The sequence below is a fragment of the Flavobacterium psychrophilum genome, from assembly GCA_001708385.1.
Lineage (GTDB): Bacteria > Bacteroidota > Bacteroidia > Flavobacteriales > Flavobacteriaceae > Flavobacterium > Flavobacterium psychrophilum_A.
The window spans coordinates 2,322,913-2,334,900 of record CP012388.1 but is presented as its reverse complement, the minus strand read 5'-3'; the positions used below and the strand labels follow the sequence as shown (position 1 = coordinate 2,334,900).

The following is an 11,988-nucleotide window of genomic DNA, read 5'->3' as shown; positions in this document are numbered from 1 at the left end:
GTTCTAATGATATTATACACATACAAACGTCCAAATACCTTACCTAAAAAAGATAATAGATTACAAGAAATTATGTGAGGTTACTTTTTAAAGATTTTATTTATTATTTATTAAAATATAATAGATTTTATAAATAATAAAAAAGCTCCCTAATATTAGGGAGCTTCTATAAATATAATTGATATTGTTATTCTTTGCTTTCAACTTTTGCCCAAGTGTCTCGAAGGCCAACAGTTTTGTTGAAAACTATTCTTTCGGCATTACTGTCCGGGTCAACACAAAAATAACCTAACCTCTGGAACTGGTAACGCTCTCCCGCTTCTGCACTTTTAAGGCTTGGTTCAAGATAGCCTTTTATAACTTCCAATGATTTAGGGTTAATGTAGTCTTTAAAGTCAATATCCTTATCAGCATCAGGTGCTTCATGTGTAAACAAACGGTCGTAAATTCTAACTTCAGCCTCTACCGCATGCGGAATAGAAACCCAATGAATAGTACCTTTTATTTTACGTAAACTAGCTTCTGTACCACTACCACTCTTACTGTCAGTATCATACGTACAGTGAATTTCGGTGATGTTACCTTCAGTATCTTTAACAACGCTTTCTCCTTTAATGATATAAGCGTTTTTAAGACGTACCTCTTTACCTAAAGTAAGACGGAAATATTTGTTGTTAGCATTCTCCATAAAGTCTTCTCTCTCAATATATAATTCTTTTGAAAAAGGTACTTCCCTAAATCCTGCAGTTTCATCTTCAGGATTGTTTTCTGCCTCAAGCCATTCTTCCTTTCCTTCCGGATAATTGGTGATGATAAGCTTAACCGGATCAAGAACTGCCATTACACGTGGAGCGATCTTATTAAGATCTTCCCTAACGCAAAACTCTAATAATGAAACATCTATAAGGTTTGTACGTTTAGCAATACCAATAGTGTCGGCAAAATTACGGATAGCAGCAGGAGTATAACCCCTTCTTCTCATACCCGAAATTGTTGACATCCTTGGGTCATCCCAACCTTTTACATGGTTTTCCTGTACAAGTTGTAAAAGCTTTCTCTTACTCACTACAGTATGGCTAAGGTTACGGCGAGCAAATTCACGCTGTTTTGGCCTTACCCTTCCCTCTGTGTAGATCTGGTCAAGGAACCAATCATATAACTCCCTGTGCATAAGAAACTCCAGCGTACAAAGTGAATGCGAAATCTCTTCGATATAATCGCTTTCACCATGTGCCCAGTCATACATTGGGTATATTTTCCACGCATCGCCTGTACGGTGGTGGTGTTTGTGTAAAATTCTGTAAATAATAGGGTCACGCATAAGCATATTGCTTGATGTCATGTCTATTTTAGCCCTTAAAACGTGAGTTCCTTCCGGAAATTCGCCGTTTTTCATTCGTTCAAAAAGGTCAAGATTCTCTTCTACAGAACGGTTCCTGAAAGGACTTTCGGTACCGGGCTGAGAAGGTGTTCCTTTTTGTTTGGCCATGTCTTCACTGCTTTGGCTGTCTACATACGCTTTTCCGTTTTTTATAAACTGAACAGCCCAGTCATACAGCTCCTGAAAATAGTCTGATGCATAACGCTCCTCAGCCCATTGATAGCCTAACCACTCTACGTCTTTTTTAATAGCGTCTACATATTCCTGCTCTTCTTTTGCAGGGTTAGTATCATCAAAACGCAGGTTAACAGGCGCATTATACCTTTGTCCTAAGCCAAAATTAAGGCATATAGAACTGGCATGCCCTACGTGCAGGTAACCATTGGGTTCAGGAGGAAAACGAAAACGTAGTTTGTCTTTAGCAAAACCATTTCCTAAATCCTCTTCAATAATCTGCTCAATAAAATTAAGTGATCTCTCTTCAGTCGACATAGCTTTAAATATAAGACTGCAAATGTAGGTAATTAGTTCGAAAGTTTTATTAGTTACTGAGTTGCTGAGGAACTTAGTTACTGAGTTTTTAAAACATTTTTTAATGGAAATTACGGGTAAATAATATACATATTCACTCTTTATAAAACACGCAATAGAAAACTTTGTAACTTTGCTGCCTGACCTCATGAACTAAGAACCTTATTAACTCAGCGACTATCAAAATGGATATCATAAAACTTAAAAACATACGCACATTTTCATATCACGGATGCCTTGTAGAAGAAAGTAAAATAGGATCTGATTACACGGTTGACCTTGAAATAAGGGCAGACCTAAAAAAATCTATGCATACAGATGAACTGGAAGATACTGTTGATTATGTTCATCTTAATAAGATAGTTACCGAAGAAATGGCTATACGATCTAAACTTTTAGAACATGTTGCAAAACGTATTGTAAACAGGGTTTTTAATGAAATACCTGCTGTTATACATACTGTTGTGGGAGTTTCTAAAATCAATCCCCCTATTGGTGGTGATGTACAATCTGTTACCATCGAAATAGAACAGAGCAGATAATAAAAAAACCGGAAATTAATTTCCGGTTTTTTTATGCTTTATCCTGTACTTTCTGTTCTTATAAAGATCTAATGCCACAGTAACATGGCCCAGTGCATCTTTAGCCATTTCCTTATTTAAAGGCACTGGTTCTAGAACGGTATCATTCTTTATTTTAAACTGTAATGCTTCTTTATTTGGTTGCATAATTACTACCTGGTCTTCTATTCTAAAGGCGTTAATTTCATGAAACTGCATTATAGACCTCCCTTTTACATCGGCTTTAAGCTGTTTTAAATTACGCCCCGGCATTGGGGTTTCGGTTTTCATACCAATCATGTCTAATACGGTCGGAGCAAGGTCTATCTGGCTGCATAACTTGTTGTATTTAGATCCTTTTTTTACACCTGGGCCAATTATCAATGCAGGTATATGAAATTTGTGAATTGGTACTAAATGTTTACCATAAGTACGGGTATTATGATCGGCAACAATAATAAATAAAGTGTTCTTAAAATAGTCTTCTTTTTTAGCCAGTTCAAAGAATTTACCAATAGAAAAATCGGCATATTTCATGGCATTGTTTACCGTGTTTTTCTTCTTATCAAATAGTTGTATCCTACCGTCAGGAAACTCAAACGGTTCATGGTTTGATGTTGAAAACATCATAGAAAAGAAAGGTTTTCCCTTTTTTTGATGCTTAAAATAATCATTTGCTTTAACTACCAGATCTTCATCGCTATATCCCCATGTTCCTTTTAGGGCATAATTATTACCATCGTTGTTAAAATCTTCTTCATCAATAATATTTTCAAAACCGTTTCCATTAAAAAAAGAAGCCATATTATCAAAATTGGCCATACCACCGTAAATAAAACTGGTATCATAACCCTTTTCTTTAAATAAATCAGCCAGTGTAAAGAAACCCGATTGCGAATTACTAAGCTTTACAACACTCTCTGATGGCGAAGGCAAAAAGCCCGTAACCACTGCCTCTATTCCCCTAACACTTCTTGTACCTGTACAATACAGGTTAGTAAACAATAATCCTTCTTTGGTAAGTGCGTCAAAATGTGGCGTTAAAGGCTTCCCTCCTAAGCTCCCTACATATTCTGCACCCAGGCTTTCCTGAAGAAATATAACTACATTCATAGGTTCGCCTTTTAAAGTATCCGGAGTTTGGGTATGCAATAATGGGAATTCAGAATCGGTGAAGTCCGAAGGTTCTGCCGTCATGTATTTCTTAACCCTTGTATAAGCTTCTGCAGCGTCCATCTTTCCGTACATTTTTGCGGCATTACCTTCATTTTTTAGGGAATAAGCTGCAAAAGCAACAGTATATAATGAATTTAACCCCATTGTATTGGTAAGCTGATCAAAAGAAAAAACTGCATTACTTGCGTTTATAGGCCTTTTTGAAGTCAAGCTTCCCCTGGCTCCTAAAAACAATAAAAAAGTCACAGGAACAAACATAATTAACTTCCATCTGTATGTTACAGCAGGTGTACTGAATAATGCCTTCCTTTTTCTTATTAAGAGTAGTACAAAGGCACTTATTATAACTACTGAAAGTAAAATGGAACTAAGGTAACTTTTAAACAAAGTGCCCATGACTTCTTTAGGATAAATAAGATAATCGAGAAACAATCTGTTTGGCCTGGTATCGTACTGCCTTATAAAATCTGAGCTTGATAATTCCATTAACAATAGCAACGTTAGTAAAAGTATGTAGTAGCCATTTAAAAACCTATTACAGTATTGAAGGTATTTAGAAGGTGTAAATGTTATTATCAGCATCGGAAGAAACGACAAATAGCATAACAATATCAAATCGAAACGTAAACCTATTGGGAAAATAGCCCAATAATCCGGGGTGTCATCTATCCTATCCTTAAAAATTAAAAACAGGATTATCCTGCTTAATGTGGTAATAATAAGGCCTAAAAGAATGAAATTAGCTATAGATTTAAGGTATACGAATTTCTTCATAATAAAATGTTAAAAAATTTTCACGAAAGTATTAACTAATTATTAATCAGAAACTAAAAATGCTAAAAATTAAGTAAACCAAAAATTGGTGTAATTTTTCTTGCGTTAGAATAAAATATATGTAAATTTGCCAACCATATAATTAATGGCATCTTGGCCGAGTGGCTAGGCTCAGGTCTGCAAAACCTGCTACAGCGGTTCGAATCCGCTAGATGCCTCACAAAAAAAGCTTTCACAATGTGAAAGCTTTTTTTAGTTTATAGCTATTTCTATTTATTTCGCTTCCTGCTCCAGCTTCTCTATCATTTTATTTCCACCTGAGGGAAACCATCCCTGTAGTAACAAAGCTATACCGAAAATTACAAGTATAATGCTTATTGTCTTTTTAATTTTCATGATGTTCTTAAAGGTAAGCTTGCTTCTTAATTGTTTTGCAAGCAGTATTTTGCAAACATCAAGTGCAAAATACGATGCTATTACAGCTATAAAGAAAATCATTATTCTTGATGGCTGCATATCCAGCCTTGGTCCCCATGTAATAATAATAGCCAGCCAGAAACCAAGTACACCTATGTTTATAAAATTAAGCAGGAAACCTTTTGCAAACAGGCTAAAGTAGTTTTTCTTCAGGATGTCTTTAGCATCGGTATCTATAATTTCATTCTTAGCAGTTTTGTTCATCTTTAAAAAAGAAATGACTCCGTAAGTAACCATTATCAAGCCGCCGAAGATAAATAATGACGGGTCATCTTTAATATTTTCAAGCAATTGATAACTGCTGAAATAAGCTATAAGTATAAAAATAATGTCTGATGTTATGGCACCTGCATCAAATGCTACTGCTGCTCTAAAGCCTTTTATAACACTGGTTTCCAGTAATACAAAAAATACTGCACCGGGCATGATGCTCAAAAAAAAACCTAACGGAATGGCGCTTAAAATATCCTGTAACATTAACTCAGATTAAGTGATGCAAGTTAGTATTTTAAATTGTTTAATAAAACATAACTTTTTACGCGTAAAAATAAATATCCCCGAAAAAAAGCATCTAAAAACACTATTTTTCAGGGAATATATAATTTTAATAGTATGTCTTATACTACCTCACGATAGTAATTTCGCCATCGTCGGCTTTTGTTTGATTCACTTTTTTAGGATTACCGTAAATCTTTATAGACCCATCAGAAGATGCTGTAGCATTGACAGTATTCTTAGCCGAAACAGATGCTTCTCCATCAGAAGAAACAACAATATTTGTAGTATCAGTTAATAAATGCTCACTGTTTAAATTTGCATCAGATGCAACTGCTGCAGTATGTTCTGTAGCTTTTCCGGTAAGGGTTACTACTGCATCAGACGCTGCATTTGTATGTAGTTTTTTTACATTTAACTTCAATTCAACCTTGGCATCGGAAGCAGCAGCTATACCAAATTCCTTGGTATTTATTTCATCATTTCCAAAAACTTCAGCATCAGATGCCGCAGTTATACTTTCTAAAGTATTTTTATAATATACAGTAATATCAAGGTCTTCACCCCCGTTAAGTACGAGATCGCTACCTACATTCTGAATTTGAAACTCATTATCTTCATCACTTCCGTTTATAACAAGCTTGTTTTCTGAAGATTTTACAAGTTTAATTTTAGTATCAGCCCCTACGCTGATGCTTTTAAAATCTTTAAGTCCTATTGTTTTCTGTGCCGAACACAACTGAAAAGCTGCGAGAATAGCAAGTGTCAAAATTGTTTTCATAATTGATTGGTTCTAGATTGATTAGTTATATACTAGCAAAGACATATTCTTTATCTAATTGTTACACTTTAACTTAAAAAAAATCCCCGATAGCATTAATCTAAATGTTTTCGGGGACTTACTCTTTATAATTTCTGAAGTTTATAAAACTTTATTTGATAGTGTTGATGCTACCACCTGCAAATGTCTTTTTATTGATTTGAGGAGGATTACCATAAATATTGATGTCGCCCCCTGCCCTGGTTTTAGCTTCAACCAATTCAGTTGCATGAACATCAGCCTCACCACCGGCATTTACACTGATAACCGTTTGTTTGGTGATAAAATCTTTCCCGTGGAATATTCCTCCAGAGTTAATTACGATATCATTGTTATCAGCACTACCGGAAATGTTTAATATACCTCCCGAACTGGCTTTAGTATTTAACTTTTTAGTTTCAATATTCAGTTTAATCTCTGCACCCTCTTTAGCATTTAAAGTAAAAGCCGTTGCTTTAAAGTTATCCTGAGAAGCTATCCTTGATCCTTCGCTGGCTTCTGCCTGGTTAATAGCATCGGTATAATAAACTGTTACACTTATGTCTTCGCCTTTAAGCAGCTTACTAAGCTTCATCCTTATTTTAAGCTCGTCGTTTTTAGTTACAACTTCAACATCTTCCTTACGTGACCCTTTAATAATAACTTTATTTTCAGATCCTTTTACCAACAGGACATCTATCTGGTCAAACGCTTTTATGGTTTTAAATGCTCCTATAGTTTTGGTAAGATCCTGTGCAGATACAAATTGGAACAGCATAACTGCTGCAAATACGATTGCTTTTTTCATGATTGATTTAATTTTTATGTTTTTATCTCAACAAAGACAGTAAAATATTTTCTGTGTTACAGTTTAGTCATTCTTTCTTAAAAACTGGAAATCCAGCTGTTTCTTAACTAGATCGGCATTTTTAACTTTTACATATACTTCGTCGCCCAGCTGTAAAATGTTGTGGGTAACCTCCCCTACCAACGCGTACTGCTTTTCGTCGAATGTATAGTAATCATCCTTAATTTCCCGTATACGGCACATACCTTCGCACTTATTCGATACGATCTCTACATATATACCCCACTCAGTAACGCCAGAGATGACTCCTAAGAACTCTTCGTCCTTATGGTCTAACATGTACTTAACCTGCATGTATTTAATACTGTCACGCTCTGCATTTGCAGCCAGGTTCTCCATGTTGGATGAATGCATACATTGTTCTTCATATACTTCCTCATCTGCCGATTTTCCACCGTCCAGGTAATACTGAAGCAATCTGTGTGCCATAACATCGGGATATCTTCTAATAGGCGATGTAAAATGCGAGTAATAATCAAAGGCAAGACCATAATGCCCAATATTATGGGTAGAATATTTAGCCTTACTCATTGTCCTGATAGCTAATGTATCAACAAGGTTTTGTTCTTTTTTACCCTGTACATCACTCAATAAATTGTTAAGCGATTTTGATACAGAAGATTTATCTTTAAAGTTGATGTTGTAACCAAATTTAGATATTACCGTTTGCAGGTTCATTAGTTTGTCTTCATCCGGCTCATCGTGAATACGGTATACAAATGTCTTATCCTGTTTACCAATAAATTCAGCTACTTTCCTGTTTGCCAATAGCATGAATTCTTCAATAAGATGGTTGGCATCTTTAGCCACTTTAAAGTAAACACCTGTAGGTTCTGCTTCTTCATTAAGATGGAATTTAACTTCAACCTTATCAAAAGAAATAGCGCCATTCGCCATCCTTTTCTTTCTAAGTATTTTGGCAAGGTCATTCATTTTAAGCGTAGCTTCCTGAATATCATTGCTAACGGTATACTCCTGCCCTGTTATTGAAATTTCCTGAGGAATTGTATTTCCTCCTGTTTCAATAATATGCTGCGCTTCTTCATAAGCAAAACGCTGATCCGAATAAATTACAGTACGCCCAAACCACTGGTCTACAACTTCCGCTTTATTATTCAATTGGAAGATAGCCGAGAATGTATATTTCTCTTCGTGAGGTCGTAGCGAACATGCAAAGTTAGATAATACTTCCGGCAGCATAGGTACTACCCTGTCTACCAGGTAAACAGATGTTGCACGGTTATACGCCTCTTCATCCAGAATGGTTCCGGGTTCCAGGTAATACGATACATCGGCAATGTGTACACCAATCTCATAATTACCATTTTCAAGTTTCTGGAATGATAATGCGTCATCAAAATCTTTTGCATCACGGGGGTCAATGGTAAATGTAAGTACATTACGCATATCTCTTCTTTTTGCAATTTCTTCAGGGTGAATAGCAGTATCCAGCTTTTGTGCAAATACTTCTACATCAACAGGGAAATCGTAAGGCAAACCATATTCAGCCAGGATAGCATGAATTTCGGTATCATGCTCACCAGGTTTACCCAATACGCGAATTACTTCACCAAAAGGGCTATCGGCTTTAGCCGGCCAGTCATCTAGTTTTACAAGGACAACATCACCATTCTCTGCTTCACCTTCTTTACCTCTGGGAATAAAAATATCGGTATACATCTTTGGGTTTGCAGTAGATACAAAAGAGAAATTCTTTTGTATATCTATAACACCCACAAATTCTGTTTTAGCTCTTTCTATAATTTCAACAACTTCCCCTTCCGGCTTCCTGCCTTTCCTCCTGTTATATATATACACCTTAACCTTGTCTTTATCTAGCGCTTTGTTAAGGTTATTCGTCGGAATAAATACATCATCTTCCAGCTCAGAAGAAACAAAATAAGCTGTTTTCCTGCTGGTCATATCAATTGTTCCCTCTACATAGTCATGCCTGCCAAGCACTTTATACTTACCTCTTTCGGTCTCCTCTATTTTTTCCTGCGATGCTAAAATCTTGAGTTCTTTTATGATCTCATTTCTGCTTTTGGTATCGTTCAGTTCTAATACTGCAGCTATCTGCTTATAGTTAAAGGATTTATTAGGGTCTTTGGAGAGTATCTTATAAATTCTGGCGGAAAAATCTTTTTCCTTTTTGGCTGACGGTCTTCCGTTCTTCTTACTCATATAATCTTAAAATAATGCTGAAAATTACAAATTACTACGACATATTATGGAATTTTTAATGAAATAATAACTTTTTACTTTCTAACTTTATGGACAGTTACTACCGAAACTCTCTTATATGGAACACTTTGTCATTGCCGCAGTATTTAATTACCCTCACGAAATAGCCATCCTTAAACATCTTTTGCAACAGGAAGAAGGCATACAATTCTATTTCGAGAACGAAACCATTGCAGACATTGTACCAATGTACTCTTTTGCCTTTGGAGGCATTCAGCTTAAAGTTCATCCAAACGATCTTGATACCGTAAAAGAAATTCTGAACTCTCTTGATACATTTGACACAGAAACAAATTTAAAAATCGTTTAAAGTCTGAAATGTTATCAACACTTATTAAAAACAAATAAAAAAGAAGATTTAAATTTAAAAATTTTTAATGATGATTATTGCTTGTTGATAAGTGCGAAAACTTTTTTTTAAGACTGTTGTTTTTGGAGTTATACAATGTTATACAAAGCTATCAACAATGTTAAGAGAATGTAAATTTTTAGAAATCAGCTGTTTTTGTAATTTTAGATAAGAGTTATTAACAATGGTTCATAGTATGTTTTACTATTGTTTTGGTGAAAACTTCCTTTGTTAATATCTGTTAATAACCCGTGTTAATGTTTTAATAACATTTGGCAAAAAAGTAAAAAATAAATTTGGAATTCTTGTTCTCATTTTTGATTAGTAAAATTTATCTTCACTTCATAAAAATCTTGTCTTTTTTCATTTTTAGTTATTAACAAATACTGTTAATTTTCAACTCCCTTAAAACACAGTACATTACAAATGTTATCAACAATGTTGGATTTTAACATATTTATCGATATATTTTAAGTGCATAAAAATGTAAATAATTGATTATTAAGTGATAAAATATTTTCAAATTGCTACAAGCTGATAATTGTCGAAAACCGGCAGGTTTTGGTCTGTATATAATAGGTGCAACGCTAAAATGTCAATGTTAATTTCAACAATTATATAGGTTTATAGCATTCTGCAATGCAATTATTTATAATTTTGCAATCTAAATTATTTTTATGAAAATATCTATCGGTAACGACCACGCAGGACCTGATTATAAAAAAGCTATTGTAAAGTACCTTGAAGATAAAGGTATAGAAGTGATAAACCACGGAACTGATTCTTTTGACAGCGTAGACTATCCTGATTTTGTTCACCCGGTAGCGAATGATGTTGAAAACGGTGTTGTAGATTTTGGTATCATCATCTGCGGAAGCGGAAACGGTGTAGCCATGTCAGTTAACAAACACCAAAAGATAAGAGCAGCACTTTGCTGGATAAAAGAAATCGCGGCGCTGGCGCGCCAACATAATGATGCTAACATAATAAGTATTCCGGCACGTTACACGTCTATTCAGCAAGCTATAGAAATGGTAGATACATTTCTAAATACCGAATTTGAAGGCGGACGTCACCAAAACAGGGTTGATAAAATTTCGTGCTAAGAACAGCACACCAGATATAGTAAAGCGGCAATTGAATTTCAGTTGCCGCTTTTTTGTTTAAAAAAATGGTAACATGAACTGTGTAATGGTAACAATTATGTAATATACATGGCCTGATTTTCTGATACTTTTGGTCGCTAAATTGTATACTGTACCGTGTCAAACCAGCGAATTGAAAAACATGAAGTAGGAGGGAAGAATCTTCTTTTCTCGATACTACTTAATATTATAATCACCACAGCACAGGTCATCGGGGGTATCATCTCCGGAAGCCTGTCGTTATTGTCTGATGCATTGCACAATTTTAGCGATGTACTGTCGCTGGCCATAAGTTTCATGGCGCATAAGCTTTCCCGCAGAAAAGCGTCACTTTCTCAAACATTCGGATTTAAAAGGGCAGAACTGCTAGCCGCTTTTGTAAATGCACTTACACTGGTTATTGTTGCCGTATATCTTATTTACGAAGCTGTGTTACGATTTTTTAATCCGGTTATTATAGCACCAACGCTGGTAATATGGCTTTCGGCATTGGGCATTGTTGCGAACGGTTTATCGGTTTTATTGCTCAAGAAAGATGCCGACCACAGCCTGAATATGAAATCGGCGTACCTGCATTTATTAACAGATATGATGGCATCGGTGGCAGTACTGATAGGAGGGCTGCTAATGAAATATTACCAGGTATACTGGGTAGACAGTTTATTAACTTTAGGTATTGCCATATACCTTATAATTGTTGGTTTTGACCTGCTGAAAAAATCAACGCAGATGCTGATGCTCTTTACACCCGAAGAGATAAGCATTAAAGAAATAGTACGCGAAGTGCATAAAATTCATGGTTGCGGAAAATTGCACCACATACACGTATGGCATTTAAACGAAGAAGAACTTCACCTGGAAGCCCATCTTGATTGCACCGATGATATATCACTATCGCAATTCAACATTCTGCTGCATAACATTGAAGATATGTTGTTTGAAAAATTCGGTATCAACCACGTTAACATCCAGCCAGAATTTAAAAAGATTGACCCTAAGAATTTTATTGTTCAGGATTGACAATATTCAGTTTTCAGTCGCAGTTTTCAGTTTTGGTTGTTTCATTTCTACCGCAACAAGCAAAGTAGAGAAATTTAATAGTGTTTTTAAAATTTCAGCATTTTCGCCAATTTGACACCAATGCCGTAAAAACGCCGTAGCAAAACCGCTATCAATAAGTTATCTTCAC

The 11,988-nt window shown here is 35.4% G+C and carries 10 protein-coding genes and 1 tRNA gene; 5 read left to right on the top strand and 6 right to left on the bottom strand.

What is annotated here, in order from left to right:
• Nucleotides 1-187: 187 nt before the first annotated feature.
• On the bottom strand, nt 188-1,873 hold the full coding sequence (locus tag ALW18_10185) for a glutamate--tRNA ligase (protein ID AOE54378.1): 1,686 nt from the start codon (nt 1,871-1,873) through the stop codon (nt 188-190).
• A 224-nt stretch (nt 1,874-2,097) separates the two neighbouring features.
• On the opposite strand from ALW18_10185, the gene ALW18_10180 reads away from it, so the two are divergent.
• Nucleotides 2,098-2,454 (top strand): dihydroneopterin aldolase, encoded by a 357-nt coding sequence (locus ALW18_10180; protein ID AOE52845.1) that lies wholly within the window; start codon nt 2,098-2,100, stop codon nt 2,452-2,454.
• Nucleotides 2,455-2,469: 15 nt separating this feature from the next.
• Here ALW18_10180 and ALW18_10175 read toward each other — a convergent pair whose 3' ends face one another.
• The gene (locus ALW18_10175) at nt 2,470-4,422 is read right to left on the bottom strand and encodes a sulfatase (GenBank protein AOE52844.1); all 1,953 of its coding nucleotides are present in this window, start codon (nt 4,420-4,422) and stop codon (nt 2,470-2,472) included.
• A 147-nt stretch (nt 4,423-4,569) separates the two neighbouring features.
• Here ALW18_10175 and ALW18_10170 point away from each other — a divergent pair.
• Nucleotides 4,570-4,640: transfer RNA gene (locus ALW18_10170), tRNA-Cys, on the top strand.
• A gap of 55 nt (nt 4,641-4,695) precedes the next feature.
• Here ALW18_10170 and ALW18_10165 read toward each other — a convergent pair.
• The 4 genes from ALW18_10165 to ALW18_10150 form a co-directional block, all read right to left on the bottom strand.
• On the bottom strand, nt 4,696-5,376 hold the full coding sequence (locus tag ALW18_10165; GenBank protein AOE52843.1) for a lysine transporter LysE: 681 nt from the start codon (nt 5,374-5,376) through the stop codon (nt 4,696-4,698).
• A 145-nt stretch (nt 5,377-5,521) separates the two neighbouring features.
• Entirely contained in the window at nt 5,522-6,175 is a 654-nt protein-coding gene (locus tag ALW18_10160; protein ID AOE52842.1) for a hypothetical protein, read from the bottom strand.
• A 151-nt stretch (nt 6,176-6,326) separates the two neighbouring features.
• Nucleotides 6,327-7,001 (bottom strand): chaperonin, encoded by a 675-nt coding sequence (locus ALW18_10155; protein ID AOE52841.1) that lies wholly within the window; start codon nt 6,999-7,001, stop codon nt 6,327-6,329.
• 63 nt (nt 7,002-7,064) lie between these two features.
• Nucleotides 7,065-9,245, bottom strand: a complete 2,181-nt coding sequence (locus ALW18_10150; GenBank protein ID AOE52840.1) for a ribonuclease R — start codon at nt 9,243-9,245, stop codon at nt 7,065-7,067.
• Between the two features lie 118 nt (nt 9,246-9,363).
• Here ALW18_10150 and ALW18_10145 point away from each other — a divergent pair, with 118 nt between their 5' ends.
• The 3 genes from ALW18_10145 to ALW18_10135 all read left to right on the top strand — a co-directional run bounded on the left by ALW18_10145 (nt 9,364) and on the right by ALW18_10135 (nt 11,819).
• Entirely contained in the window at nt 9,364-9,615 is a 252-nt protein-coding gene (locus ALW18_10145) for a hypothetical protein (GenBank protein ID AOE52839.1), read from the top strand.
• 716 nt (nt 9,616-10,331) lie between these two features.
• Nucleotides 10,332-10,760, top strand: coding sequence for a ribose 5-phosphate isomerase (locus tag ALW18_10140; protein ID AOE52838.1), 429 nt, complete (start codon nt 10,332-10,334; stop codon nt 10,758-10,760).
• A 156-nt stretch (nt 10,761-10,916) separates the two neighbouring features.
• Nucleotides 10,917-11,819 carry a cobalt transporter gene (locus tag ALW18_10135; protein ID AOE52837.1) on the top strand — a complete coding sequence of 301 codons (903 nt, stop codon included), beginning with the start codon at nt 10,917-10,919 and terminating at the stop codon, nt 11,817-11,819.
• Nucleotides 11,820-11,988 lie beyond the last annotated feature (169 nt).

Bases quoted from the DNA above. Each gene is read 5' to 3' on its own strand.
- ALW18_10175 (AOE52844.1), bottom strand. From the start codon at position 4,422: ATGAAGAAATTCGTATACCTTAAATCTATAGCTAATTTCATTCTTTTA.
- ALW18_10160 (AOE52842.1), bottom strand. From the start codon at position 6,175: ATGAAAACAATTTTGACACTTGCTATTCTCGCAGCTTTTCAGTTGTGT.
- ALW18_10140 (AOE52838.1), top strand. From the start codon at position 10,332: ATGAAAATATCTATCGGTAACGACCACGCAGGACCTGATTATAAAAAA.
- ALW18_10150 (AOE52840.1), bottom strand. From the start codon at position 9,245: ATGAGTAAGAAGAACGGAAGACCGTCAGCCAAAAAGGAAAAAGATTTT.
- ALW18_10165 (AOE52843.1), bottom strand. From the start codon at position 5,376: ATGTTACAGGATATTTTAAGCGCCATTCCGTTAGGTTTTTTTTTGAGC.
- ALW18_10180 (AOE52845.1), top strand. From the start codon at position 2,098: ATGGATATCATAAAACTTAAAAACATACGCACATTTTCATATCACGGA.
- ALW18_10185 (AOE54378.1), bottom strand. From the start codon at position 1,873: ATGTCGACTGAAGAGAGATCACTTAATTTTATTGAGCAGATTATTGAA.
- ALW18_10145 (AOE52839.1), top strand. From the start codon at position 9,364: ATGGAACACTTTGTCATTGCCGCAGTATTTAATTACCCTCACGAAATA.
- ALW18_10155 (AOE52841.1), bottom strand. From the start codon at position 7,001: ATGAAAAAAGCAATCGTATTTGCAGCAGTTATGCTGTTCCAATTTGTA.